The organism is Bacillus sp. UMB0728 (genome assembly GCF_002858875.1).
GTDB lineage: Bacteria > Bacillota > Bacilli > Bacillales > Cytobacillaceae > Bacillus_AB > Bacillus_AB infantis.
Genome location: NZ_PKLA01000001.1, coordinates 123,983 through 149,703, shown reverse-complemented (window position 1 = coordinate 149,703; position 25,721 = coordinate 123,983). Strand labels below are relative to the sequence as shown.

General features: G+C 47.3%; 22 protein-coding genes and 1 pseudogene. 4 read left to right on the top strand and 19 right to left on the bottom strand.

Annotated features, from left to right (window positions below; genetic code table 11):
• Positions 1-224: 224 nt before the first annotated feature.
• The 4 genes from glnA to hflX form a co-directional block, all read right to left on the bottom strand.
• The gene (glnA, locus tag CYJ37_RS00720) at positions 225-1,559 is read right to left on the bottom strand and encodes a type I glutamate--ammonia ligase (protein ID WP_009791587.1); all 1,335 of its coding nucleotides are present in this window, start codon (positions 1,557-1,559) and stop codon (positions 225-227) included.
• Positions 1,560-1,593: 34 nt separating this feature from the next.
• The gene (locus tag CYJ37_RS00715; protein WP_009791586.1) at positions 1,594-1,998 is read right to left on the bottom strand and encodes a MerR family transcriptional regulator; all 405 of its coding nucleotides are present in this window, start codon (positions 1,996-1,998) and stop codon (positions 1,594-1,596) included.
• Between the two features lie 163 nt (positions 1,999-2,161).
• Positions 2,162-3,430: a methionine gamma-lyase family protein gene (locus CYJ37_RS00710; protein WP_101547524.1), complete on the bottom strand. Its 1,269-nt coding sequence runs from the start codon at positions 3,428-3,430 to the stop codon at positions 2,162-2,164.
• A 47-nt stretch (positions 3,431-3,477) separates the two neighbouring features.
• Positions 3,478-4,734: a GTPase HflX gene (hflX, locus tag CYJ37_RS00705; protein WP_101547523.1), complete on the bottom strand. Its 1,257-nt coding sequence runs from the start codon at positions 4,732-4,734 to the stop codon at positions 3,478-3,480.
• Between the two features lie 294 nt (positions 4,735-5,028).
• On the opposite strand from hflX, the gene CYJ37_RS00700 reads away from it, so the two are divergent.
• Positions 5,029-5,640 (top strand): trimeric intracellular cation channel family protein, encoded by a 612-nt coding sequence (locus CYJ37_RS00700; RefSeq protein ID WP_094767406.1) that lies wholly within the window; start codon positions 5,029-5,031, stop codon positions 5,638-5,640.
• A gap of 197 nt (positions 5,641-5,837) precedes the next feature.
• On the opposite strand, the gene spoVK is transcribed toward CYJ37_RS00700, so the two are convergent.
• From spoVK to miaA, 3 genes are all read right to left on the bottom strand, one after another.
• Positions 5,838-6,788, bottom strand: a complete 951-nt coding sequence (spoVK, locus tag CYJ37_RS00695; protein ID WP_094767522.1) for a stage V sporulation protein K — start codon at positions 6,786-6,788, stop codon at positions 5,838-5,840.
• A 743-nt stretch (positions 6,789-7,531) separates the two neighbouring features.
• The gene (gene hfq, locus CYJ37_RS00690; protein WP_022543740.1) at positions 7,532-7,765 is read right to left on the bottom strand and encodes an RNA chaperone Hfq; all 234 of its coding nucleotides are present in this window, start codon (positions 7,763-7,765) and stop codon (positions 7,532-7,534) included.
• A gap of 28 nt (positions 7,766-7,793) precedes the next feature.
• Complete coding sequence (miaA, locus tag CYJ37_RS00685) at positions 7,794-8,795, bottom strand: tRNA (adenosine(37)-N6)-dimethylallyltransferase MiaA (RefSeq protein ID WP_257964148.1); 1,002 nt, start codon at positions 8,793-8,795, stop codon at positions 7,794-7,796.
• A gap of 255 nt (positions 8,796-9,050) precedes the next feature.
• On the opposite strand from miaA, the gene mreBH reads away from it, so the two are divergent.
• Together mreBH and CYJ37_RS00675 are read left to right on the top strand one after the other, a co-directional pair.
• Positions 9,051-10,058, top strand: a complete 1,008-nt coding sequence (mreBH, locus tag CYJ37_RS00680) for a rod-share determining protein MreBH (protein ID WP_009791505.1) — start codon at positions 9,051-9,053, stop codon at positions 10,056-10,058.
• 143 nt (positions 10,059-10,201) lie between these two features.
• Positions 10,202-10,738, top strand: coding sequence for a CBO0543 family protein (locus CYJ37_RS00675; RefSeq protein ID WP_009791506.1), 537 nt, complete (start codon positions 10,202-10,204; stop codon positions 10,736-10,738).
• 51 nt (positions 10,739-10,789) lie between these two features.
• On the opposite strand, the gene CYJ37_RS00670 is transcribed toward CYJ37_RS00675, so the two are convergent.
• On the bottom strand, positions 10,790-11,476 hold the full coding sequence (locus tag CYJ37_RS00670; protein WP_094767408.1) for an HAD family hydrolase: 687 nt from the start codon (positions 11,474-11,476) through the stop codon (positions 10,790-10,792).
• Positions 11,473-12,012, bottom strand: coding sequence for a GrpB family protein (locus CYJ37_RS00665; RefSeq protein WP_101547522.1), 540 nt, complete (start codon positions 12,010-12,012; stop codon positions 11,473-11,475). The genes CYJ37_RS00670 and CYJ37_RS00665 overlap by 4 nt, the downstream gene beginning before the upstream one ends.
• Before the next feature lie 218 nt (positions 12,013-12,230).
• Between CYJ37_RS00665 and CYJ37_RS00660 the strand changes: the two genes are divergently transcribed.
• On the top strand, positions 12,231-12,635 hold the full coding sequence (locus CYJ37_RS00660) for a nucleoside 2-deoxyribosyltransferase (RefSeq protein ID WP_094767410.1): 405 nt from the start codon (positions 12,231-12,233) through the stop codon (positions 12,633-12,635).
• Positions 12,636-12,693: 58 nt separating this feature from the next.
• Here CYJ37_RS00660 and CYJ37_RS00655 read toward each other — a convergent pair whose 3' ends face one another.
• The 10 genes and pseudogenes from CYJ37_RS00655 to CYJ37_RS00615 form a co-directional block, all read right to left on the bottom strand.
• Positions 12,694-13,233: a helix-turn-helix domain-containing protein gene (locus CYJ37_RS00655; protein WP_101547521.1), complete on the bottom strand. Its 540-nt coding sequence runs from the start codon at positions 13,231-13,233 to the stop codon at positions 12,694-12,696.
• 105 nt (positions 13,234-13,338) lie between these two features.
• Entirely contained in the window at positions 13,339-15,261 is a 1,923-nt protein-coding gene (gene mutL / locus CYJ37_RS00650; protein ID WP_101547520.1) for a DNA mismatch repair endonuclease MutL, read from the bottom strand.
• Between the two features lie 18 nt (positions 15,262-15,279).
• Positions 15,280-17,931, bottom strand: coding sequence for a DNA mismatch repair protein MutS (gene mutS / locus CYJ37_RS00645; protein WP_180827218.1), 2,652 nt, complete (start codon positions 17,929-17,931; stop codon positions 15,280-15,282).
• A 162-nt stretch (positions 17,932-18,093) separates the two neighbouring features.
• Entirely contained in the window at positions 18,094-18,534 is a 441-nt protein-coding gene (locus CYJ37_RS27940) for a VOC family protein (protein ID WP_224952342.1), read from the bottom strand.
• A 288-nt stretch (positions 18,535-18,822) separates the two neighbouring features.
• Positions 18,823-19,134: pseudogene (locus tag CYJ37_RS27935) on the bottom strand (VOC family protein); the annotation flags it as partial.
• A 162-nt stretch (positions 19,135-19,296) separates the two neighbouring features.
• Positions 19,297-19,845 (bottom strand): outer spore coat protein CotE, encoded by a 549-nt coding sequence (locus CYJ37_RS00635; RefSeq protein ID WP_009791515.1) that lies wholly within the window; start codon positions 19,843-19,845, stop codon positions 19,297-19,299.
• A gap of 249 nt (positions 19,846-20,094) precedes the next feature.
• Positions 20,095-20,523 (bottom strand): RicAFT regulatory complex protein RicA family protein, encoded by a 429-nt coding sequence (locus CYJ37_RS00630; protein ID WP_009791516.1) that lies wholly within the window; start codon positions 20,521-20,523, stop codon positions 20,095-20,097.
• Entirely contained in the window at positions 20,523-22,067 is a 1,545-nt protein-coding gene (miaB, locus tag CYJ37_RS00625) for a tRNA (N6-isopentenyl adenosine(37)-C2)-methylthiotransferase MiaB (protein ID WP_009791517.1), read from the bottom strand. The genes CYJ37_RS00630 and miaB overlap by 1 nt, the downstream gene beginning before the upstream one ends.
• An 804-nt stretch (positions 22,068-22,871) precedes the next feature.
• Positions 22,872-23,738 carry a 2-oxoacid:ferredoxin oxidoreductase subunit beta gene (locus CYJ37_RS00620; RefSeq protein ID WP_009791518.1) on the bottom strand — a complete coding sequence of 289 codons (867 nt, stop codon included), beginning with the start codon at positions 23,736-23,738 and terminating at the stop codon, positions 22,872-22,874.
• A complete protein-coding gene (locus CYJ37_RS00615) occupies positions 23,739-25,475 on the bottom strand; it encodes a 2-oxoacid:acceptor oxidoreductase subunit alpha (RefSeq protein WP_101547518.1) in 1,737 nt (578 codons plus the stop codon).
• Positions 25,476-25,721 lie beyond the last annotated feature (246 nt).

The window sequence follows — 25,721 nt, the reverse complement described above, 5'->3', positions numbered from 1 at the left end:
TCTTGAGTCACTCTGACCTGTTTCTTCAACCACTAGAGTGACTCATACCCTCCTCTTGAGTCACTCTGACCTGTTTCTTCCACCACTAGAGTGACTCCTATCTCCCTCTTGCGGCGAACCGGCCAAATATATGAAGACTGCCCTTAAATCGTAAAAATCGGACCCCTCTTAAAATCAACACAAAAAAGCCCCTCAATACCAATGGTATCAAGGGGCTAAATCTATTAATACATCTGCAGGTACTGCTCGCGCTCCCAAGGGTGAACTTGTGTGCGGAACATATCCCACTCAATTTCCTTCGCTTCAATGAAGTGTTCGAAGATGTGCTCGCCGAGGGCTGAAACCATGATTTCATTGCTCTTCAGCTGGTCAAGCGCCTGGGCTAGTGTTGCAGGAAGATCTTCAATGCCTTCTGCTACGCGCTCTTCTTTGTTCATCACGTAAATGTTGCGGTCTACCGGTGCAGGAGGAGTCAGTTTGTTCTTGATTCCATCAAGCCCTGCTTTTAATAGCACTGCCATAGCCAGGTATGGGTTGGCTGCCGGGTCAACGCTGCGGACCTCAACACGTGTGCTCATGCCGCGTGATGCCGGGATGCGGATAAGCGGTGAACGGTTCCTTGCAGACCATGCCACATAGCAAGGTGCTTCATAGCCGGGCACAAGGCGCTTATAAGAGTTGACAGTCGGGTTCGTTACAGCTGTGAAAGCCGGAGCGTGCTTGATGATGCCGGCGATGAACTGGCGGGCAGTATCGCTTAGCTCAAGGTTTCCAGTAGTATCATAGAATGAGTTCTTGCCTTCATTGAACAGGGACATATTGCAGTGCATCCCTGATCCGTTTACGCCGAACAATGGCTTTGGCATGAATGTTGCGTGCAGGCCGTGCTTGCGGGCGATTGTTTTAACAACAAGCTTGAATGTCTGGATCTGGTCGCATGCAGTCAGCGCATCAGCATATTTAAAGTCGATTTCATGCTGTCCTGGAGCCACTTCGTGGTGGGAAGCTTCAATTTCAAAGCCCATTTCTTCAAGCTCGAGCACGATGTCGCGTCGGCAGTTTTCGCCAAGGTCTGTCGGCGCAAGGTCGAAGTAGCCTCCGTTATCGTTCAGTTCAAGAGTAGGTTCGCCCTGCTGGTCAAGCTTGAACAGGAAGAATTCCGGCTCAGGTCCGAGGTTAAAGTCTGTGAAGCCTAATTCCTTCATCTCATCAAGGATTCTTCTCAGGTTGTTGCGCGGATCGCCATCAAATGGAGTCATATCCGGGTTGTAGATATCGCAGATCAGGCGGGCAACCTTGCCCTTTTCAGCTGTCCAAGGGAATACAACCCAAGTGCTGAGGTCAGGATACAGAAGCATATCTGATTCTTCAATGCGGACGAAGCCTTCGATGGAAGAGCCGTCGAACATCATTTTGTTGTCCAGCGCTTTTTCAAGCTGGGAAATCGGGATTTCCACGTTTTTGATTGTTCCGAGGATATCCGTAAATTGAAGGCGGATAAATTTTACGTTTTCTTCTTCAGCAATACGTTTAATGTCATCTTTAGTGTAGTTAGCCATTAGTTTTTCCTCCCTTAGGACACATCAATTTTATTTAATGGAAAAAGCGGGACATATCTCCCTGGCGGAGTGAATGCCGGTTGAATCGGCCGGCCTGCATCATTTCCTGCCTCAGGAGCTTTCTCAATTCATCATCAGACAAATCGCGCCTTACTTTTTCTGCTTGCTGCTGTACTTCAGCTGATAATGTTTGTTCCTGCATGGCGAATAATTGCTTGATTCCCGCCATATTGACTCCCTGATCGATCAAATCCTTGATCTCCAGGAGCTTATCAATATCATTTAAGGAAAAAAGCCGTCTATTTCCGTCAGTTCGTGCTGGAGAAATCAATTGGTGCTCTTCGTAATAGCGGATCTGCCTGGCCGTCAGCTCAGTCAGCTGCATTACAGTCCCAATTGGAAATAGCGGCATGGAACGGCGTATTTCACTGCCTTTCATCCGATTTCTCCTCCTTTTCAATCATTTCTTGTGTTTATTATATGTAATGTCAGATTTGTTGTCAACCTTATGTAAGGTTTTATAACATTAAAAACACAAAAAATTTTCCCCCTGACAAAAATTAAAAAGGACAGCCTCTGCTGCCCTTTTATATATTCACCTATTAAAGTTGTATTAAACCCTTTTTTGCTAAAAGGTTGACCGCTGTGCATACGGCAATTTTTACATGCGAGTATGTGAGCCCCCCCTGGACATAGGCCACATACGGCGGACGCGTCGGTCCATCGGCTGTAAGCTCAATGCTCGCACCCTGGATGAATGTGCCTGCCGCCATGATCACATCATCTTCATAGCCCGGCATATAAGCAGGATAAGGGGTTACATGGGAATTGATCGGAGATGCATATTGAATGGCCTGGCAGAATGCCACCATTTTATCCCGGTCATCGAACTGGACGGATTGAATCAGGTCTGTCCTCTCTGCATCCCATTTTGGCGAAGAATTCATCCCGAGCATTTCAAGCAGTGCTGCAGTGAATACTGCCCCTTTCAGTGCTTGGCCGGCAACATGCGGAGCAAGGAAGAATCCCTGGTACATCTCCTGGAGACTGTATAGGGAGGCTCCCGCTTCCGCACCGATCCCTGGCGATGTCATTCTGTAAGAGCAAGCCTCAACCAATTTCTTTTTGCCGACAATATAGCCGCCGGTTTTGGCAAGGCCGCCGCCTGGATTCTTGATGAGGGATCCGGCCATCAGGTCAGCGCCAACATGGCAAGGCTCCATTTCCTCGATGAATTCCCCATAGCAATTGTCCACAAAGACGACCGCGTCCGGCTTGATTCCTTTTACAAACTCAATCATTTCCTTGATCTGGGAAATTGTAAAAGAAGGCCTGACAGCATAGCCTTTAGACCGCTGTATTCCGATCATCTTCGTATTCGGCTTAATGGCGCTCCTGACGGCTTCAAAATCCACATAGCCATCCTCACCGAGCGGAACGCTGCTGTAGCTTATGCCGAATTCCTTCAGAGAGCCTGTCCCTTTGCCTCTGATGCCGACGATTTCTTCAAGGGTATCATAAGGTTTACCGGTCATATAAAGCAGTTCATCCCCTGGGCGGAGGATACCGAAAAGAGCGGTAGAGATGGCGTGTGTTCCTGAGATGATCTGCGGCCTTACAAGACCTGCTTCCCCTCCGAACACCCTCGCATATATTTCTTCAAGTGTATCCCTTCCGATATCATCATACCCATAGCCTGTCGAAGGAATGAAATGAGAATCGCTTACCTTATAATGCTGAAAGCTTTCAAGCACCCTGAACTGGTTGGCTTCGATTCTTTGGTCAATCTTTTTATGAACGGATGCAATTTTTTCTTCTGCCTGTGAAGCCAGTTCTTGAATCCGGCTTCCGTATTCTAAATGCTGAAACATGCTGTTCTCCAATCCAAGAGCCGGAGGTTTCATTCCCTCCGGCCTTTTTATACTGTATATTTATTTAATTCTCCAGTGATCTGGTGATCTTCAAGGGCATATCCTTTGCAGAGATAAACCTCTGTCTCTTCCTGGAATGAGAGCTCCCTCAATATGGTTTCGTTTTTCAGCTGCGACAGCAATCTGCCTTCAGTTGACGGAATTTCTACCTGATAAGGCTTCATCATGCCCAGGACAAGCTCCTCGATTTTCCGCTTCAGCATGCTGCGGTCCTGATCCGCAAATGCGCTGATCACAACGGATTCGGTCTTTGCCGATGGAACGAAATCCGGATGCACCTGGTCACTTTTATTATAAACCGCCAGCTGCGGGATGTGCTGGATATCAAGATCCTCGAGCAGCTTGTTCACGGTCTTTTCATGCTGAAAATAATCCGGATTTGATGAATCGATGACATGTAGCAGCAGATCTGCTTCACTCACTTCCTCAAGCGTCGACCTGAAGGCTGCAACAAGCGTTGTCGGCAGATCCTGAATGAACCCGACCGTGTCGGTTGCAAGCGCCAGATAACCGCTTGGGAGGATGAGCTTCCTTGTCATCGGATCAAGCGTCGCAAAGAGCTGGTTCTCTTCAAAGGATTCAGCTTCGGCAAGCCGGTTGAACAGGGTCGATTTCCCTGCATTCGTGTAGCCGACAAGGGCGATCTGGAACGCTTTATTTTTTTTGCGGCGCTCGCGGTATCTGTCCCTGTGCTGCACAATGACTGACAGCTGGAACTTGATATCATCAATTTTCCTGCGGATATGGCGGCGGTCGGATTCAAGCTTCGTTTCCCCCGGCCCCCTTGTCCCGATCCCAGCACCAAGCCTGGAAAGCTGGATACCCTGCCCGCCAAGCCTTGGGAGCAGATACTGCAGCTGGGCAAGCTCAACCTGCAGCTTCCCTTCCTTCGACCTGGCCCGCTGTGCGAAAATATCGAGGATCAGCTGAGTCCGGTCAATGACCCTGCTGTTCACTTCATTGGAAACATTCCTGACCTGGCTTGGTGAAAGTTCATCATTGAAGATGATCAGGTCTGCTCCAAGCTCTTCCTCAAGCATCTTTAATTCTTCAACCTTGCCTTTTCCTATATATGTAGAAGGATGGATTCTTTCTCTTTTCTGGGACAGCTCGGCGAGCACCTTGCCGTTGGCTGTTTCTGTCAATGAGGCAAGCTCTTCCATTGAATACTGGAAATGCCTGTCGTCCTCGCCAGTCTGGCAGCCTACGAGAATAACCCTTTCGAATTCCGTTTTATTTTCCAAGTAATCCCTCTTTTCTGTATAAGTCTTCAAACATAATCACGTACAGCTGACCTTCAAATATCATACCAAAAATATGCTTTCCATCCTACTATTTTCACCAGCCTGAGCGCTTTAAAACCCTTCTGTTTCTTATTCTTTTCTGCTGCTGGAAAATAAAGATTGAAAAATCATATTTGCATGTTAAAATCATATTTGGTTTGAATAGAATTTTATGCAGGGGAATACGCAAAACGCACTGCCTGATATAAATGAAAAGCTGGCCTGCTACGGCCTTCACCAGAGGAGAAATGCACCATGACTTGGGAAGTATTGAGCATGATTGGCACGATTGCTTTTGCAGTAAGCGGCGCGATCATTGCCATGGAAGAAGAATATGATATTTTAGGGGTTTACATACTCGGGATTGTGACAGCGTTTGGCGGAGGCGCCATCCGCAACCTTCTGATCGGGGTGCCGGTTTCAGCCCTTTGGGAGCAGGGGATGTTCTTCCAGATTGCCCTGCTGTCCATTACAGCGGTATTTCTGTTCCCTAATAATCTGTTAAGGCACTGGCAAAAATGGGGGAACTTCTTTGATGCAATCGGCCTTTCTGCCTTTGCGATCCAGGGTGCGATTTACGCATCGGAAATGGGCCACCCGCTCAGCGCTGTCATCGTGGCTGCTGTCCTGACCGGAAGCGGCGGAGGCATCATCCGCGACCTTCTTGCCGGGAGGAAGCCGCTGGTGCTGAGATCGGAAATCTACGCAGTCTGGGCCATCCTCTGCGGCTTTGCCATCGGGCTCGGGCTGGCAGACTCGGCCGTTGCATTATACAGCCTGTTTGTGTCCATCACCCTTCTCCGGGTGCTGTCGTACACCTATCACTGGAAGCTTCCGGCGAGGCGGCTTGGCGCAGCCAGGCAGTAAAATACAGAAAAGCAAAAAGCAGGCCCGGCAGCCTGCTTTTTTTTTTACAAGATAAGAAAATATAACTTTTACGAATTTGATTACTGTCTACCTACCCCCTCGAGGTCACAAGCCAATCATCCCAAAAAGGCAAAGAACGCCTTTCCGGTATGATCGTCTTGTGCTTGTCGGGGGTGAGCAAGGCGCTTGCGCTTTTCTTACATATCTTCTTCAAACATTAAATCATTGCTTCTGATCGTCATCAGCTCATGCCGGTCGAAATGGCTTTGCATCAGCAGCCTCATCGCCTGTGCACGGATCGATTTTTCAAGGATATTGCGGATATAGCGCCCATTGGAAAAAGCGGTTGTGCTGATATCCGATTTTGCCCACACAAGATGCTCCCTCAGCTTCTTCTCCGCTTCATGGCTCAGGGAATATTCTTTTTCCACCAGCATCTTTTGCGCGATTTCCATCAGCTGCTCGATTGTATAATCAGGAAAATCGATGACAAGCGGAAATCTTGAATGAAGGCCGGGATTGAGTGTGAGGAAATAATCCATTTCCCTTGAGTAGCCGGCAAGAATCAGGATGAACTCGTGCTGCCGGTCCTCCATATGCTTGACAAGCGTATCTATCGCTTCTTTGCCAAAATCTTTCTCTCCTCCCCTGCCGAGTGAATAGGCCTCATCTATGAAAAGAATGCCGCCGATTGCCTTCTTGATAAGGTCACGGGTCTTTTGTGCAGTGTGGCCGATATATTCACCGACAAGATCGGCTCTTTCCGCCTCGATCAGATGGCCTTTGGCAAGGACATTCATCCTGAGGAATAGCTTGCCGATCAGCCTGGCGACCGTCGTCTTCCCTGTACCCGGGTTGCCCTTGAACATCATATGCAGAGCCTGTTTCCCTGCCTTCAGCCCTGTTTCTTCCCTTTTCTTGTTCACATATATCCATGCATAAATTTCTTTTATCATCCGCTTCATTTCTTCCATGCCGACAAGAGCCGCGAGCTCTTCCTCAATTTCTTTAAGTGCTGCATGCTCCTGAGGCAATACCCTTGGAACAACTTGGATGTCCGGGCTTTCCTTTGTAAATGGCTTCCTTTTCTGCGAATTGAGCACAATGCTGATCTGGCCATTATTTTTCATGCGTATCGGCTGGTCCAAAGCTTTCACCTCACTATTTCCCACCAGTATACTCCCTGAAGCTGACTCTTGTGACAAATGCCTATCTTTCAGGCAGAAAAAAAGCCATATTTACTGCTGAAGCGACATTATATCGGGTTTTTCTCCATACAGGAGCTTCCAGATGTCATATCCTGCGGTTTCCCGAGAAATAACCGTTATTTTTATATATATTCACAAGCCTCCAAAATCATTAAAGAAAGTTGCTGAAAAGGGAAATTGTTCTTTCAATATCGCTTTGTTAAACTCTGTTGGTGATAAATGTTTAAATGGAATGATAAACTAGGAAGTCCTATCCTTGATTGAGTGTCAGCCAAGCCTTAAAATAAACGGAGATTCTACTGTTAAGCTGCTGAATTTGGCCAGAGTAGGTATAAATAAGCGGAGAATTTCCGGTTAAGGGCAGCGAAGGTGTCCGTTTTCCTGTTTTCTGAGTTGATAGTTGTAATTTCTCCGTCTATTTGAGCTGTTTTTAGTGTTTTTTCGAAGTTAAGGGGAGTTCCTCCGCTAATTTCCACCTCAGCCTGTCACTGATTCCCTCATTCAGGCTCGTGAAAGTCCGCTCTTTTATAGCTGGGCGGGGAATGGCTCTTAGATGAATTTTAACTATCGAGTGTGTCAGTGTAATAAGCAAGTATAAGTAATATCACCATTGAACTTTAACTTAGCCTTCAATATAAAAAGCCCGCTCCCAGGAAGAAGCGGACTTGCGTTTATAGTATGGACTATTGCTGTCCTTCAAGATCGATCTGGACGTTGCGCTGCGGAGAAAAAGTGGAAATGGCATGCTTATAGACCAGCTGCTGCTTCCCTTCTGATTCAAACAGCACCGTGAAGTTATCAAACCCTTTGATCTGCCCGCGCAATTGGAATCCGTTCAAAAGGAATACAGTCACCCCTGTGCCGTCCTTGCGAAGCTGGTTAAGAAATTGGTCTTGAATATTAACGGATTGTTTCATGATAAATCCTCCTCTTTTGTCTCTAATATTATGTATTCGATTTTATTTGAAGCTTTCCTTCAATATACGCAGAAATTTCCGCGATTTTTTTTTCAAGCAAGCCTGGATCGGATACATCTGTCATATCAAACCATTCCACATTCATCTTGTTTCGAAACCAGGTCAGCTGCCTTTTTGCGTATCTGCGTGAATTTTGCTTCAGATTTTCGACCGCGCCCTCTAAAGAGATGCGGCCGTTTATGTATTCATAGACTTCCTTATAGCCGATTGCCTGGATTGACTGGCAGTCCTTCAGCCCCTGCCTGTGAAGAGCTTCGACTTCTTCCAGAAGGCCATCGTCCATCATTTTATCAACCCGGCTGTTGATCCGCTCATACAGCTTTTCCCGGTCCATGAATAGCCCGATGATGCTTGTATCATACAGCAGCTCAGGCACCTGCTGTTCCTGGTACTGGGACATGGTCTTTCCTGTACAATGGTATACCTCAAGCGCGCGGATCACCCTTCTTGTGTTATTGGGGTGCATTTTTTCGGCACTGGCAGGATCGATTTCACAAAGTTCCTTGAATAGGCTCTCTGCCCCTTCTGCTTCAAGGCGCTTTTCCAGCTCACCCCTGAAGGCATCATCTGACGGGGCTTCGGAAAATTGATAGTCATAAATGACGGATTGTATGTAAAGGCCTGTTCCCCCAACAATCATAGGCATTTTCCCCCGGGAAGCGATGCAGGCGATTTCCTTTCTGACGAGCTCCTGGAATTCAGCTGCTGAAAAAGGTTCATTTGGCGCTTTAATATCAATCAAATGATGGGGGATCCCATCCATTTCGTTCTCTGTAATCTTGGCTGTCCCTATATCCATGCCTTTATAGATCTGCATAGAGTCGCCGCTGATGATTTCGGCATCAAACCTTTTGGCCAATTCAATGCTGAGCCTGGTTTTGCCGACAGCTGTCGGGCCGATCAGCACGATCAATTTCTGCTTTGTATCCAATCCATTCACACTGCCTTTATCTTTCATTCTCTGGGCCATAAGGGCTGTTGATCCTTTTGGCTTTCCTATATCCTACCATAACTTGCCTGTGCAGTTGAATATCTAAGCAGTATTGCCAGCAAGGTTTTTCTTTATTCAGCCAATTCCTCCCTTTTATTTTACCATTTATGATAAAAATTTCATCATTCATTACATTTATTTAACGATTCGATAACATTCGTCAGAAGACCCCCTTTTTCGTGCTAATGTTACAGAAGATTATTAGGCAATCATAATGAAAGAATAGGTGATAGGATGATTTCAACTTCTGAAATTGGAATTGACTTAGGAACTGCTAATATACTGGTGTACAGCAAAAATAAAGGCATCGCCCTTAACGAACCTTCTGTTGTGGCCATTGACACAGATACAAGGAAGGTGCTTGCTGTCGGCACGGAAGCAAAGGAAATGATCGGCAAGACGCCGGGCAAAATCGTTGCCATCCGTCCTTTGAAGGATGGAGTAATTGCCGATTATGATATTACGACCGAGCTGCTTCGCCATGTCATGAGACAGGCATCGAAAAAGCTTGGCTTTGCCATCCGCAAGCCGAATGTGGTGGTCTGCACACCATCAGGCTCAACAAGCGTTGAAAGAAGGGCCATCCATGATGCTGTCCGGAATGCAGGAGCAAAGAAGGTTCACCTGATTGAAGAGCCTGTAGCTGCAGCAATCGGGGCAGGGCTTCCGGTCGATGAACCAGTCGCGAATGTAATCGTCGATATCGGCGGGGGATCGACAGAAGTGGCGATCATTTCATTTGGCGGAGTGGTAGCCTGCCATTCTGTCCGCATAGGCGGAGACAGGCTTGATGACGATATTATCCAATATGTACGCAAAGAGTACAATGTCCTGATCGGGGAAAGAACAGCCGAACTGGTCAAAATGGAAATCGGCTATGCCCTCATCGACCATGAGGAAATGAAAATGGATATCCGCGGCAGGGATCTGGTAACAGGACTGCCGAAGACCATTAGCCTTACTTCATATGAGATCAGGGATGCAATGAAAGAATCCCTGCTTCATATCCTTGAAGCGATCCGGGCCACTCTTGAAGACAGCCCGGCAGAACTGAGCGGCGATATAGTGGACCGCGGCGTTATCCTTACAGGAGGCGGCTCACTGCTGAATGGCATGCAGGACTGGCTTTCACAGGAAATCGTCGTTCCCGTCCACCTCGCGTCCAGCCCGCTTGAATCTGTAGCAATCGGGACAGGCAAGGCGCTTAAGTTTATTGATAAGCTGCAGACAGCAGTGAGATAGTGTATTTCTTTTTAAAAAAACAGCCTATAAACGGTCTTTCATGCCGTTTATAGGCTGTTTTTTTATGGGCAGCCACTGCTGAATAATTTTAAGCCTCGTTGGATATAATCAACAACTAGATAATATAATAGGAGGCACCCATTATGTTCAAGATGGTCCAGGACCTGAATGAAAGAGCCAGCCGTCTGGAATTGGAATACTGGCTGATTGAAGATTTATTCAGTCCGCACTGGTGGTTCATTACTATCTTAAATCTATTATTCATACTTCTGTTATTGGTTCTGATTGACCGCTACCGGCTGATGCAAATGAGCCTTGCTTTCCTTATAAGTTTTATCCTTGTCGGGATTGTGGATGAATTAGGCTATTTTTATGGCCTGTGGACCTATCCGCATCAGTTTATAACCGTCCTGCGCTCTTTCAATGCTGTTGATTTTGCGGTTATTCCGGTTATGATCACTTTAAGCTATCAATTCTTCCGCAAATGGAGAAACTATCTGATTGCCAGTGCGGCCATTTTTCTATTCGTCTCGTATATCATGATTCCATTGTTTGTGCATTATCGTTTATACATTTTGTATAAATGGAATTATACCTATTCGTTCTTGTCACTTTTTGTTTTAGGCATAGTGGTAAAAGCTTGTTCCGACTGGATTGGCAGACGAGCAAAAAGTCCTTAAAAGACAGACTTCCTGGAACTTTGCCCGTTTGTTTATCCCCCAGTCATGGCTTCAGCCGGACAGATTTTTTTGCAGCAGGTTATATTTCATCAGAAGAGCGGCTAGATCCATTCCGCTCCGGTCCAGGTGAAAACCTTTTATCCCAGACCTGCCGGCTCCTTCAATATTGATCAACTTGTCATCAATAAAGACGCTTTCCTCACCTTTAGCATTCATACAGTCAAGGGCTTTTTGATAGATAGCTGGATCCGGCTTTTCGGTATGTACAAAAGCAGAGAGAATGATGGTTTTAAAATAGTGCCGTATCCCCAGCCTGCTGAACACTTGGTCCATACTGGGCATCGCATTCGAGATGACAGCCAGTTCATAATTCCTGCTCAGCTCTTCCAAAACAGGGATCACCTCAGGGTAAAGCTCACAGTGGGCTGCATAATGAGTTTCAGAAAACAATTCATCTCCTAGTGCCTTATCACCGAGCTCCCTTGCCATCGTCCCATAAAACCTTTTATAAAAGTCCTCTTCTTCCTGAAAAGACGTCACAAAGGGTGTCTGTATCCCTTTAGCCGCTATAATGCTTTTCTCTATTTCTGAAAGACTGTATCCTTTCTTCACCAGGAACTCCTGAACCCTTTCACCCAGTTTTACAGGTGTATCAAAAAGTACACCGCCCGCATCAAAAAAGATCCACCGGACTTCTTTTTTCAGTTTAATGGCTTTTCCGTTTTGGCCACCTATCACTTTTCCTCTGTTCCCCTCAGCTCTGTAATCCTGTTCACAAAGATTTCCTTGTACTCTGTATACGCTTTAATGCCTGTGGAAGTATTCTTAATATAATCAAGCTTCAGCTGTACATATTCTTTTCTTGCATCTTCGTTATCGTTTAAATAGTCCCTGAAGAAAAGGAGATTCTTCCATAAAACTCCTTCATATTCGACAAGATGCAGGAAATGGGTTTTGATTTTATAATCTTCATCCGCAAATCTGGCAAAAACCATTTCCCCTGGCCGTTTGACTTTCAATTGAAGAAATCCTGCGGCTCTCAGTCCGGCAATCAGTTGTTTATCAATAGCAGCCAGGTCTTCAACAGCTGCCATAACATCAATGATGGGTTTGGCTGGGATGCCTGTGATAGCGGTGCTGCCAATATGTGCAATATGGCTGTCAGAGATATTTGTGTTTTCCAGCAGATTTTTGCGCACCTTTTGAAATTCTGTTTTCCAGCCTGGTGAATGGTCTGCCAGCCTCACTTCATCAGGATTTAAGCCGAGCAGCATACAATATCCTCCCCCTTCCAGTTCTCAATCATTATTTCGCTGTTCTTGCCTTATTTCCCTTCTGCCGAAACTATACTGGAAGGTGTGTAAAACGGATGCAGGCAGAAATCAGAATCTTTGTTTACATAATATTATTATTATAACCTTCAACTTTGGCTCTCATTGACAAATTGTTCTGACACTATACACTATGAATAACTACTTGAAAGGATGATAGGATGAAATTTTACATCGGCTCAAGTTTTTCCAATATTTCTCGGGTTCGGGAGCTCGCGGCAATCTTAAAGGAGCAGGGTTTTCGGCAAACCTATGACTGGACCAGCAATAGCCGGGCTGAAGATGCGGAGGAGCTCCGCTCAATCGCGGAAGCTGAATTTGCAGCAGTGAAGGAAGCTGGCTTTGTTGTCATTCTCCTTCCGGCAGGGAAAGGAAGCCACATTGAGCTTGGGCTCGCCCTTGGCTTTGGAAAACGGGTGTATCTATACGCTGAGGGAGATTTGAAGGAACACCCGGCTGAAGCTTCCACCTTCTATTTTTTACCGCAGGTTATCCATCTGAGCGGCACATTTGAAGAGTTGAAAAAGGAGCTTATCAAAAGAGAGTGCAGAACAGAAAGCAGATAAGACTGGAAATCGGGCGTTAAACACGATATGCCCTTCCTGCCAGAAGGGCATATCGTGTTCATTCTTCCACTGCCATATTATCCATCCTCATGGCAATGGTGCCTACCCCTATCAATACGCCTGACTGATCGACCAGAGGATAGCCGATGAAGCAATAATTATAAGATTCTCCGTTGTGGAAACAGCTGTCATAGACGGAGACGGTCTTTTGAGTATCGATGACCTTCTGTTTCAGATCGAGTATTTTCTTTGCATCAATCGTGTAATTAAGCTCATCATCCCTGGCACCGATAAAATGCTGGACCTTCTCCATGCCGGTCGGGTTATAGACCCATGTATAGCGGAGGTCGAGGTCGCTGTGGGCAAGGATGCTTTGGGTCTGGAAAAATGCATCCTGAAAGGCATTGGTATCTGAGAAAAGGAGCAAAGGATCAATGTTGAGGACCCTGCCGATCGATCGGCTGATTTCTTCGCTCGGATTTCTCAAGCCTGATTCAATTTGTGAATAATAGGCTCTGTCTATATGAATAAGCTCTGCAATTTCTGCCTGGGTCAGATTCCTGTTTTTCCTGAGTCTCACAAGCCAATACCTTTTCATTTCATTTCGCCTCCTTTTCTATCATATAGAAAGCCCTTCCTCTGTGGGAAGGGCTTTCTGCCGGATTTCATAAAACTGTTAAAATATAGGTAAGACATGACAGAACTACATGACTCTTTTAAACATCTTTTCCATTTCATAGGTAGAATAATGGATGATAATCGGACGGCCGTGCGGGCATGTAAACGGGTCTGATGATTTGCGGAGCATATCAAGCAGAGCCTGTATCTCATCATTGCGCAAATGGTGGTTGGCCTTGATAGAAGCTTTGCAGCTCATCATGATGGCTGCTTCTTCCCTCAGCTTTTTCACATCGGCCTTTTTCATGGAAAGCACTTGTTCAATCATATCCTCTATGATCTGCTGCTCTTCTCCCTTAGGAAACCACTGGGGGTGGGACCTGACAATGAATGTGTTCTGCCCGAAGTGTTCCAGGAAGATCCCGACCTTTTCAAGCTCAGCAATATGCTCATTGATCTTAATATATTCATCTGCAGGGTACTCAAATGTCAGTGGAACGAGCATTTCCTGCAGCTCGCTTTCCACCTGGCCGACTTTGTCCCTGAAATACTCGTACTTGATCCGCTCCTGGGCAGCATGCTGGTCAATGATATAGAGTCCGCGGTCATTTTGGGCGAGAATATAGGTGCCATGCATCTGGCCGATCGGATATAATGGCGGCACCCTGTGAACGGCAGCAGCTTCCGGCTCTGCTGTCCCCTCGATCACCTCTTCTTCATCATCTTCCAAAAAGGCTTGGCTTTCCGCAGGCTGTTCTGCCTTGAATGGAAATGCCATGCTGTCAGTCCGCAGTAAATCCTGCGGCTTAAATGCCGGTGCTTCCTCATGTTGCCGGACAGCTATTTCCTCTTTAATGAACATCGGCTGTCCGGATTCAGATGGGGCCTGCCTGCTGTCATTCTGCCTGTTCTGAGCCTGTTCCTTATATTCCATCTCCTTTTCCGGAAGATGGTCAAGTTCAAAAAAGGTCTGCTCAGACTTCGGTTTTTCAGCCCTTGCCGGGGCAAAGCCGGCAGGAATCAGTTCCTGTGACTTGAAGACCTCTTTAATGGTACCGGCTACAAGCTCATTCAGTTCATGCTCCTTACTCAGCCTGACCTCCATTTTGGAAGGGTGGACATTGACATCCACAAGCAGCGGATCCATCTGTACATTCAAAAGCACAATCGGATAACGCCCGATCGGCAGCAGGGTATGATATCCTTCCTGGATCGCTTTAACCAGCGGATAATTCTTGATGAACCGGCCGTTGATCATTGTTGAAATATAATTGCGCGAAGCGCGGGTGATTTCCGGGAGCGCGATATAGCCATGAACATGGAAATCGAGCGAGCTTGCTTCGACGGGAATCATTTTCTTGACAATATTCATGCCATAAATGGAAGCCAGCACCTGCTGGACATTTCCGTTCCCGGCTGTATGCAGGAGCTTCCGGCCATTATGGACAAGGCGGAAGGACACCTCGGGATGGGCAAGTGCGAGGCGGTTGACCACGTCGGTAATATTGCCAAGCTCCGTGTGGATCGTCTTCATATATTTCAGCCGGGCCGGTGTATTATAAAACAGATCGGAAATGGTGATATCTGTCCCTTTCCGGCTGGCGGACTTTTCAAATTCTGCAACCTTTCCGCCTTCAATCAGGATCCTTGTGCCTGCATCTCCTGTCGAGGTCTTCAGCTCCAGCCTGGAGACAGAGGCGATGCTGGGCAGCGCCTCCCCTCTGAAGCCGAGTGTCCGGATGCGGAACAGATCATTTTCATCTTTGATCTTGCTTGTGGCATGGCGCTGGAAGGCCGTCATCACATCGTCTTCTTCAATGCCTTCCCCGTTGTCAATGATGCGGATTTTTGCGAGGCCCGCCTCTTCTGCATCAATTTCGATTATGGTGCTTCCCGCATCAATGGAATTCTCCACCAGCTCTTTTACGACAGATGCCGGCCGTTCGACCACCTCACCTGCGGCAATTTTATTGGAAAGGGCATCATCGAGCTGAACTATCTTTCCCACGAGCAACACCTCCTCTTACTATTTCTTTGTGCTTTTTGCCGTTTTTTGCAGTTCATATAAAGTATTCATCGCATCAAGCGGTGTCATTTCAAGAATATCCATCTTGGCCAGCTTGTCCAGGATTTTCTTTTCGGCCGGGCTCAAGCTTGCTTTCTTCGGCTCTGCCGGACCATCAAAGAATGACAGCTGGGCATCGTGAACTTCTGGAGCTGGAGCTGGGGCCGGGTCAGCTGCAGTGAGCTCAGGCATGCCTGCTGCTACTTTTTCGCGGACGGGCTTTTCAGCGGGTTCTCCCTCTTTCTTTTCAAGCTTCTCCAGTATTTCATTTGCCCGGTCAATCAGTTCTGCCGGCAGCTCTGCCAGCTGGGCGACGTGAATTCCATAGCTCTTGTCTGCTGCTCCTTCTTTAATTTTATGAAGGAACACGACCTTGCCATTTTGCTCAATGGCACTGACATGGATATTCTGCAGATCAGGGAGCTCTTCTGCAAGCACGGTCAGCTCATGATAATGGGTCGAGAACAGGGTCTTTGCCCCGATCCGTGAATGGATATACTCAATGATCGCCTGGGCCAGCGCCATTCCATCATAGGTGGAAGTCCCGCGCCCGATTTCATCAAAAAGGATGAGGCTGTTCTGTGTGGCATTGGCAATCGCATTCTTCGCTTCCAGCATTTCAACCATAAAGGTACTCTGGCCGGAGATCAGATCATCCGCTGCCCCGATCCTCGTGAACACCTGGTCAAAAATCGGCAGCACCGCCTCTGAAGCCGGAACATAGCAGCCAATCTGTGCAAGGATGCTAGTCAGGGCAACCTGGCGCATATAGGTGCTCTTACCGGACATATTCGGTCCTGTGATCAGGAGCAGTTCGCGTCCGTCACCCATCACACAGTCATTCGGGACATATTCCTGGCTGTCCATCACTTTTTCCACGACAGGATGGCGCCCTTCCTTCACGCTGATTTCCCGATTACCGGAAAAAACAGGTCGGACATAGTGGCGGTCCTCGCTGATCTGCGCAAAGCACTGGAGCACATCAAGCTCGCTGACCGTCCTAGCGAGTGACTGCAGCCTCGGGATGTATTCCTTCACATGGTCGCGGACATGGCAAAACAGCTCATACTCAAGCTCGGTAATGCGCTCTTCCGCTTCAAGGATCAATGTTTCCTTCTCCTTCAGCTCAGGGGTGATATACCGCTCGGCATTGGCCAAAGTCTGCTTCCGGTCATACCGCCCTTCCTCAAGAAGATGGATATTAGCCTTCGTAACTTCAATATAATAGCCAAATACCCGGTTATAGCCAATTTTTAAAGACTTGATGCCCGTACGTTCCCGCTCCTGGGCCTCAAGCTGGGCAATCCAGGTCTTGCCGTTCCTGCTCGCGTCGCGGTACTGATCCAGCTCATCATGGTAGCCATCCCGGATCATATTCCCGTCCTTCACGGAAATCGGCGGATTATCAACAATCGCGCTTTCAAGAAGATCCGTGATTTCCTCACATGCATCGAGCTTTTCCGCCAGCGCTTTCGCATCCTCATTCTGAAGGCCGCCCACAAGCTCCTTCAGCAATGGCACCTGGAGGAGCGAGCTTTTCAGCTGGATCAGATCGCGGGCATTAACATTCCCGAATGCGACACGTCCGGCAAGGCGCTCAAGATCGTAAACCTCTTTCAGTTTTTCACGCAGATCCTGCCTGGCAAAATAATCATCCAGAAGGGACTGGACAAGCGAATGGCGCCGCCCGATCGCCTCTTTATCGATCAGCGGACGGTCAATCCACTGCTTCAGCATCCTTGCCCCCATTGCTGTCTTTGTTTCATCCAGAAGCCATAAAAGCGAACCTTTTTTCCCTTTCGATCTGATGGTTTCAGTCAGCTCCAGATTCCTTTTGGAAAAATAGTCAATCTTCATGAATTGGTGCACCTGGTATGTGGCAAACGGCTGAAGGTGGTCAAGGCTCCGTTTCTGTGTCCTGAACAGATAATTCAGCAGTCTTGCCGCTGTCTCCCTGAGCTTGTCCTGATTAAGGTCATCCAATAAGGGAGCGCTCATCTCTGATATGCCTGCGTCCTGTTCATAAGACACGGCCGCGACAGAACGCTCCCTGAATTTGCGCTCCATTTCCGGGTCGAAGCCGGAGGAAACAACCACTTCCTTTGCACCTGACATCGAGAGCTCATTCAGAACTTCTTCCTGGCCGGCAAGTAAGGTGATTTTGTTCTCTCCTGTGGAAAGGTCATTGCAGGCAAATCCAAACGAACCGTCTGAAAATGCGGAAATGGATGCAATATAGTTATTTTCCTTTTCATTGAGCCCGCGCCCTTCCATCAGGGTACCGGGCGTGACGAGCTGCACCACTTCCCTTTTCACGACGCCCTTGGCCTGGCGGGGGTCCTCTGTCTGTTCGCAGATGGCTACTTTATAGCCTCTTTCCACCAGCTGCTCTATATATTGCTGGGCAGAGTGGTAGGGAACCCCGCACATCGGGATTTTCTCTTCCACTCCGCCATTCTTGCCTGTTAAGGTAATCTCAAGCTCCTGGGACGCCCTGATGGCATCCTCAAAAAACATTTCATAGAAATCCCCGAGCCTGAAAAATAAAAAGGCATCAGGATAGTCTGCTTTTACTCGTAAATACTGCTGTATCATCGGCGTGTAAGCTGCCATAATATCCTCCAAACAACATCTCTCATTATTTCTCTTCAGCTATCTATTATAGCATAAGCGAAGCTCCCGTTGTTTGCTGAGGGACATGATGACAGCAGGCAGAAATACGAGTTAGAGGGGATATCTGGCATTACTTTTTTTCTGGCAAAATATAAACTTATCTCAAATCCCTGCTGTATTCATCAGCACAATCCTCCAGCCGTCAGGATCTTCAATGGTAATACCGCCCCTTCCCCAGTAGGGATTCTCCGGCTCGACTTCCTGATAGCCCAAGGCTGAAAGCCGGGCAGCAGCCGCATTGAGTTTGTGAAGGTCAGGGATGTAAAGGACGAGCAAATGGTCTTTTGCAGGTGCAGGGAGTTCCTGTTTTTCATCCGTCTGGGTGAATTCAAGATGATATTGCCTGTCCGGAAGCCCGTACATAATCCCTTTATATCCTTCATGGTGGAATCCCCCCAGCTCTATAAGGCCAAGGCCTTCTCCATAAAAATGCTTTATTTTTTCCAGCTGGTTTGTCGGCCTGGCAATCCTGACTTGAACGGCAGATACTGGCTGCTGCCATTCCCCTCTGACCTGTATCTCGTACGGAAGGCCATCGTCCATATAATGGGCATCCCTGCTGCCTGAGACGATTAATTTAATCGGATGGATCTCGGCTCTCCGGTCTGTGGGGTACCAGCAGCGCCCTTCTTTTACAAGGACAAGGACACCTGCATCATCACCATAAAACGCGAATGAACTGTTATCTGCCCCTTGCTTATCAGCAAGAATCGGCTGCAGCTTCGCCTGCATTCCGGCAACGTCAGCCGAAGGGAAACCAACTTCCCCGACATCATGCCAGCCCCCTGCCTGGCAACGCAATGCTGGCCGCTCAAGGCATTCAAGGATGTTGCCGTCCGGATCGGTGAAATAGGCCTGCTTTCCCTCCCAAAACATGCTGTATTCGCCATCTTCGTTGGCAAGCAGGCAGCTTTCTGCTCCAAGCCTGCTGAAAATATGTTCAAAATAAGCTGCATCTGTCCGGAAGCAAAGATGATAATAAGGGACTGTTTCCCCTTTTTCAAAAAACAGCTTGGTGCTTCCTGCCCTGACGGAAAACCATCTCTCAGTCTGGTGAATCAGCTCCATCTCAAGCACTTCTGTATAAAAGGCGCACATCTCTTCCAGATGGAAGCACTGCAGGTTAACCTGGTAAATCTGCATAAAAATCTCTCCTTTGTCTGCCAGTCTTGCTTCAGATTCATTATAAGAGAAACACTATGCAGAAGATTCAGCCTAAGGACGGAGGCCGCCTTCGTCTTTTTGACTGGCTGATTCCGGAGAAAACAAAAGAAAACTAGGAAGCGGAACCTTCCTAGTTTACGATTATTCCTCTTCTGTTCCGACCAGGAAGTGGGGATTCAAATCCTCAAATTCCTCATCCTCGACATCGAGACCCCATACTTCGTCATCATCGCAATCGCATTCGCCGTGGTACACAGCTACACAGACTTTCGTCTCTCCGATTACTTCCACAAGGAATTCCCTTTCCACGTGGACGATGATTTTGTTTCCGTTCGGGGAAATGACTGCTTCAACACAATTCGGCTGCTGCAGTACTTTGGCAATGACATCCTGATCATCTAAGCAGTCATGATCACGGTATTTAAGTTTGATGACATCTTTATATTCAACCCGTTCAGTAACGACTTCCGTCTTTGTGTTATCGTTATAGGAATACCAAACGTTAATGTCATAATAGCCGCAGATTTCAACTGTCTTGCCGACCTTTTTCGCCTCATACTTGTGGTTGATGATCCAACAGCCAAGGATGCTTGACGGGTGGTGTGCCGGGCATATCGTATGATTGGACTGGGTGAATTTGCGTCCCTTCGCTACGACGGCTTTTGTAATTATCTCTCTGTATTCTCCCATTGCGAGCGAACCCTCCTCATTCATTTTCAATTCATCCTATGCGGGATATTAGACTAGTGTGATTACAATTTTAAGGGTGCATGCAAAGCTTCTTGTAGGGTGCGATATACGGTATTCTATGCGGATACCCATGGTTTGGTGCCATGGAAACGGACCGGGGAGCACCGGCTTAGGGAGACTGATGCCATTCGAATGAAAATAGGCAAAAAAAAGACCCCTGCACCCAAAAGGGATGCAGGGATCTGAGCATTAATGCTGGCAGCTGTTTTTGTTTTGCAGTTCTGCTCCTGTTTCACCGCTCAGGATATTGCCTCCTGTTGAAACGAGGATTTCATCTGTGACTTTATTGCTGATGGTGTTCGCAACAAGCTGAAGAAGCTCATTCACTTCCACCTGGGATTGCTTGAATTCCTGGACAACCGGAATCTCATCAAGCTGGCGCTCAAGCTCCTCGATTTTGGCTTCGGTCTTTTTTAAAGCTTCTTCTTTGCCAAAATGCTGCAGATTGACTGCCTGCTTCTGCAGTCCTTTAATGCTGGTGATCGCAGTGCGGACCTTTTCATTGCTGTGGATCTGAGCTTCCGCTCTTTTGAAGAAGTCCACTTCTTCTGTTTCTGCTATGATTTGTGCAAGCTCCCTTGCACGTGCGATAATATCGTCTTTAGTATATTTTCCCATTATTTCACCTCAGCTGGTTGAAGCTCTTCAACCATTTCTCCATTTAATGACCATGTTTTTGCATCTGTTATTTTAACAGAAACAATCTTTCCAATCGCTGACTTTGGCCCTTTAAAGTTAACAAGCTTATTCTTTCTTGTATACCCTGCCAGAACTTCAGGATTGTTTTTGCTTTCGCCTTCAACCAGGACTTCAACAGTCTGGCCGTGATATTTCTTCATCGCTTCTGCCGACATTTCATTAACGAGGGCATTCAGGCGCTGAAGGCGCTCTTTCTTGACCTCCATCGGCACATTATCCTTCATCTTGGCCGCTGGTGTGCCTTCACGCGGAGAGTAGATGAAAGTATAGGCAGACTCGTATCCGACTTCCTTATAGAGGGAGAGAGTTTCCTCAAACTGCTCATCCGTCTCATTCGGATAGCCGACAATAATATCCGTTGTAAAAGTGGCATTCGGAATGGCGGCCCTGATTTTCCTTACCAGCTCCAAATACTGTTCGCGTGTATATTTCCTTGCCATGATTTTCAGGACATCTGTTGAGCCTGACTGGACTGGAAGGTGGATATGTTCAAGAAGGTTGCCGCCTTTGGCAAGCACTTCAATCAAATGATCATCAAAATCACGCGGATGGCTTGTAGTGAAGCGGATTCTCGGAATATCAATCTTTCTGATTTCATCCATCAGATCGCCAAGCCCGTACTGAAGGTCTGTAAAGTCCTTGCCGTACGCATTGACATTCTGGCCAAGAAGGGTAATTTCCTGATACCCCTGGGCGGCAAGCTGGCGCACCTCCTGGATGATTTCTTCAGGACGGCGGCTCCGCTCCTTGCCCCTTGTGTAAGGAACAATGCAGTAGGTGCAGAATTTATCGCAGCCGTACATGATGTTGACCCAGGCCTTGATATTGCCTTTGCGGACTTTAGGAAGATTTTCAATGACATCTCCCTCTTTGGACCACACTTCAACGACCATCTCTTTAGACATATAAGCTTCCTGCAGAATGTTCGGAAGTCTGTGGATATTATGCGTGCCAAAGATCATATCCACCTGGTCATATGTCTTGAGGATTTTATTCACGACAGATTCTTCCTGGGACATGCAGCCGCATACGCCGAGCAGCAGGTCAGGGCGTTCTTTCTTCAGGTGCTTCAAATGGCCGAGCTCGCCGAATACTTTGTTTTCCGCATTTTCACGGATTGCACAAGTGTTCAGGAGAATGACATTTGCATCCTCGACAGTATCAGTCGGCTCATATCCGAGACTGAGGAAGATGCCGGCCATGACTTCGGTATCATGCTCGTTCATCTGGCAGCCGAATGTTCTGATATAGAATTTGCGGTTATTCCCCATGCCTTGGAATTCAGCCGGAATATTGAAATCTTTATGATAGCGGACCTCTTCTTTCCCGCGTTTTTTTGCATCTTTCAAGGAAGGAGGCGCATATACGGTTTCAAAGTATCGGCTGTAGTCCTTTTCGGATTTTTTGTCCGAAGGATTGGCAGCAGCCGCCAGCTGGCCTTCCATCCGCTGTTTTTCGTTCATAGAAAGTACCCCTTTCTTCTGTCTATCCAAACGCTAATCGCTATTTTCATTTCTATCATGTAAGCGCAGTTAAAATGTTGTACACATTATAATAGTATAAGGGTTTAAAACGCTGAAAACAATAGAAATCCTGTAAGGATACTGACTCTATTGGTACTTTGGCAGCTGGGGATGGGATGGATGGATAAAAAGGCATGGGCTTTGCAGGCAAGTAATTCACTTTCCGTGGAGAATCACTGAAAATGGCATATGAGACCGCTTTGAGTGCATACTTGCTCTTAGCAGATACAGCAGATGGAAAGCTGAAGAGTGAGTAACCAGGGATAGAAAATAAGGGGAGATTTTACTTCAAATCGCAGATTAGAGCGGGTTTTTGAGTAAAATAAGGGGAGTTTTTCCCTCTATTAAAAGAAAAGCCCTCTATTTTCATACTTCCAAGTCCAATAAGAGGAATCTCTCCCTCTATTTAAGGGGGTTTCAGTGCTATTTTTCATATTAGGGGAATTTCTCCCTCTATTTTTCTCCATCAGCAGAGAACCTGGTTTTACTAAAAATAACTCGGCAGTTCAATTATCCAGCGATGGGGCATAAGAACTACCTATTCAAAATAGCCCGGGATATCCCAGGCTATTTTGGTTTATTAATTTCCATGCTATTTCCATTACAAAACGTGTGTGGTTCAGGCTGTTGGCTCCATATTATCTGAACTATTTTCTTTGCAGGGCCCCTGCCTTTCACATGAAGTCTGTTGTTTTCCGTTCCAGGAGCTTCGCTTTCCGCGGGGCGGCCCAGCGTTTTTTCAACTCACATAAATTCTGCAGTCAGTTTGCCGAAATGCTCTTCATCGAGCTTCAGGTCTGCATGGGCAAGCGGTGTTTCGGAATAGCCAGGGAGCATTTCCTGATAGGATTTGCGCTCTGTATCCTGGTAGATCAAGCCTGTCACAAGTCCGTCATGCTTCATCAGCGTCTGCATGGCCATGGAGCGGTCTGAAGAGTCATAGCCTTCCACATCGGCGAGCTTTGTCAGGTTTTCTTTGAACCAGTCGTACGTATTCACTTTATTATAAGTCACGCACGGGCTGAAAACGTTGATGAGCGAGAAGCCTTTATGCTTGATGCCTGCTTCGATCAGCGCTGTCAGGTCCTTCAGGTCAGTTGAAAAGCTTTGGGCCACAAACGTTGCCCCCGCTGTCAGCGCCATTTCCATCGGTGAAATGGCTTGCTCGACAGAGCCGTGCGGCGTGGACTTTGTTTTGAATCCGGCAGCAGACCTTGGTGAAGTCTGCCCTTTTGTCAGTCCGTAAATCTGATTGTCCATTACAATATAGGTAATATCGACATTACGGCGGATGGAATGGACGGTATGCCCCATCCCGATCGCAAAGCCGTCACCGTCACCGCCGGAAGCGATGACTGTCAGATCGCGGTTTGCCATTTTAAGGCCTTGGGCAATCGGGAGTGCGCGCCCGTGGATGCCGTGGAATCCATATGAGTTGATATAGCCGGAAATCCTGCCGGAACATCCAATGCCTGAGACGACTGCAAGGCTGTCCGGCTCGAGCCCTACATTGGCAGCTGCCCGCTGGATGGCGGCCTGGACAGAGAAGTCTCCGCATCCAGGGCACCAGTTTGGCTTGACGTTATTGCGAAAATCTTTAAATGTGGCCATTTAGAACAGCTCCTTGCAAGTGGTATGGATTTCATTAGGCAGGAATGGATTCCCGTCATATTTCAGGATTTTATTGATTTTTTGATGCTGGCCGACATTCATTTTGATGATGTTTGCCAGCTGGCCTGTTGCATTGTTTTCAATCACAGCCACCTTTTTGGCAGACTCCATCAGAGGTCTGAGCTCTTCTGCCGGGAACGGGTGAATCAGGCGGATGTGAGCATGATTAACCTTCAGGCCATCCTTTTCAAGGCGGCCCATAGCCTCTTCTATCGCTCCCCTTGTGGAGTTGAAGCCGACAATCAGGAGGTCTGCTTCCTCATGCGGCGCATTTTTATGGATCGGATTGCTGAATTTAATATTTTCGACTTTCCGGAAACGCTTGTTCATCTGATCTCTGCGGTTTGCTGCGGATTCAGAAGGCTTTCCAGTTTCGTCATGTTCTACGCCGGTTACGTGGTGGATGCCGTTCTTCATGCCTGGCACCACGCGCGGGGATACCCCGTCTTCTGTCACTTCATAGCGCTTGAAATAACCTTTGTTTTCGATTTCAGGCAGCTCTTCATCCACTAGCTTGCCCCTGCGGATTTCAACTTTGCTGAAGTCCAGCGGTTCGACTGTCTGTTTGCCGAGAGACAGCTGCAGGTCAGAAAGCATGATGACAGGGCACTGGTATTCTTCTGCCAGATTGAAAGCTTCTGCTGCATCATAGAAAGCTTCCTGGACCGTGCTTGGCGCAAACACGATCTTAGGGATTTCCCCGTGGGTTCCATAGATCATCGCCATCAGGTCAGACTGCTCCTGCTTTGTAGGCAGTCCTGTAGAAGGTCCTCCGCGCTGTGTGTCTACAATCACAAGCGGCGTTTCGGTAATGCCGGAAAGACCGATCGCTTCCATCTTCAATGAAAGCCCGGGTCCTGCTGAAGCAGTCATTGCACGGATACCGCCATAGTTGGCGCCGATCGCCATGGTAACAGCCGCAATTTCATCTTCTGTCTGGATAACGCTCCCGCCAAGCGGTGGAAGCTTCTTGATCAGGTACTCCATGATCTCGGATGCAGGAGTAATCGGATAGGCCGCCATGAAGCGGCAGCCGCCGGCAAGAGCACCAAGTGCGATGGCGTCATTCCCGATCATGAACATGCGCTTTTTCCCATCAGCTTTTTCAAGCTCCATAAGTTCTGCGCCTTCGCCAGCCAGTTCCTTCATCCGGTCAAATCCGGCTTTGATGGCTTCCATATTTTTATCGACAACCTGCTGCCCTTTTCTGCCGAAAATCTCCTGGACAACTTCCTCAAAAACTTTGATATCCAGGTTAAGAATGGCACAGGTCGCGCCGACAGCGACCATATTTTTCATCAAAGAAGTCCCCAGCTCAGTGGCAAGCTCGGTAAAAGGTACAGCAAACAGCGATGCATTCGTATCCTCTGGCTTCTTCGGATCAAATTTCGCATCGGCAATGATAACGCCTTTATCATGAAGCTCTTTATAGTTCACATCAATCGTTTCCTGGTCAAAAGCTACTAAAATATCAAGATCATCGGAAATGGAGCGGATCTGGGACGTGCTGACCCGGATCTTATTATTCGTATGCCCTCCTTTGATCCTCGAAGAAAAATGCCGGTACCCATATAAATAATAGCCGAGGCGGTTAAGAGCTATAGAGAAGATTTCCCCTGTACTCTCAATTCCTTCCCCCTGCTGTCCGCCTACTTTCCAAGAAAGCTGCTTTAACATTCATTACACCCCTTCGGATTGTTCTATATATGTATAATTGTATGTTCTATTAATTAACCCCTGCAGCCTATCAAACAATGGAAAACAGCTTCAAAAAAGGTGCAAAAGGGTACTAAACGATTTCAATTCTAGACCGAACCCCCGAAAAAAGCAACCCTTTCCAAAGAATAAATCCCTTGTAGGAATGGCTTGCACAGTCCTGTCCTGAGCCCCTGAGCGAAAGGTTTTCTTAAAGGAAGTCCTTCA

What these genes read in the sequence shown, in the direction of transcription:
- CYJ37_RS00635 (WP_009791515.1), bottom strand. Translation starts at nt 19,845, where the DNA reads ATGGGAGAATACAGAGAGATAATTACAAAAGCCGTCGTAGCGAAGGGA.
- CYJ37_RS00665 (WP_101547522.1), bottom strand. Translation starts at nt 12,012, where the DNA reads ATGCTGCTCGGCTTAAATCCTGATGAAGTGAGGCTGGCAGACCATTCA.
- CYJ37_RS00615 (WP_101547518.1), bottom strand. Translation starts at nt 25,475, where the DNA reads ATGTTAAAGCAGCTTTCTTGGAAAGTAGGCGGACAGCAGGGGGAAGGA.
- CYJ37_RS00700 (WP_094767406.1), top strand. Translation starts at nt 5,029, where the DNA reads ATGACTTGGGAAGTATTGAGCATGATTGGCACGATTGCTTTTGCAGTA.
- CYJ37_RS00660 (WP_094767410.1), top strand. Translation starts at nt 12,231, where the DNA reads ATGAAATTTTACATCGGCTCAAGTTTTTCCAATATTTCTCGGGTTCGG.
- glnA (WP_009791587.1), bottom strand. Translation starts at nt 1,559, where the DNA reads ATGGCTAACTACACTAAAGATGACATTAAACGTATTGCTGAAGAAGAA.
- CYJ37_RS00620 (WP_009791518.1), bottom strand. Translation starts at nt 23,738, where the DNA reads ATGGCCACATTTAAAGATTTTCGCAATAACGTCAAGCCAAACTGGTGC.
- miaB (WP_009791517.1), bottom strand. Translation starts at nt 22,067, where the DNA reads ATGAACGAAAAACAGCGGATGGAAGGCCAGCTGGCGGCTGCTGCCAAT.
- CYJ37_RS27940 (WP_224952342.1), bottom strand. Translation starts at nt 18,534, where the DNA reads ATGGACGATGGCCTTCCGTACGAGATACAGGTCAGAGGGGAATGGCAG.
- hfq (WP_022543740.1), bottom strand. Translation starts at nt 7,765, where the DNA reads ATGAAACAATCCGTTAATATTCAAGACCAATTTCTTAACCAGCTTCGC.
- miaA (WP_257964148.1), bottom strand. Translation starts at nt 8,795, where the DNA reads ATGGCCCAGAGAATGAAAGATAAAGGCAGTGTGAATGGATTGGATACA.
- CYJ37_RS00710 (WP_101547524.1), bottom strand. Translation starts at nt 3,430, where the DNA reads ATGTTTCAGCATTTAGAATACGGAAGCCGGATTCAAGAACTGGCTTCA.
- CYJ37_RS00655 (WP_101547521.1), bottom strand. Translation starts at nt 13,233, where the DNA reads ATGAAAAGGTATTGGCTTGTGAGACTCAGGAAAAACAGGAATCTGACC.
- mreBH (WP_009791505.1), top strand. Translation starts at nt 9,051, where the DNA reads ATGATTTCAACTTCTGAAATTGGAATTGACTTAGGAACTGCTAATATA.
- CYJ37_RS00675 (WP_009791506.1), top strand. Translation starts at nt 10,202, where the DNA reads ATGTTCAAGATGGTCCAGGACCTGAATGAAAGAGCCAGCCGTCTGGAA.
- mutS (WP_180827218.1), bottom strand. Translation starts at nt 17,931, where the DNA reads ATGGCAGCTTACACGCCGATGATACAGCAGTATTTACGAGTAAAAGCA.
- CYJ37_RS00715 (WP_009791586.1), bottom strand. Translation starts at nt 1,998, where the DNA reads ATGAAAGGCAGTGAAATACGCCGTTCCATGCCGCTATTTCCAATTGGG.
- CYJ37_RS00630 (WP_009791516.1), bottom strand. Translation starts at nt 20,523, where the DNA reads ATGGGAAAATATACTAAAGACGATATTATCGCACGTGCAAGGGAGCTT.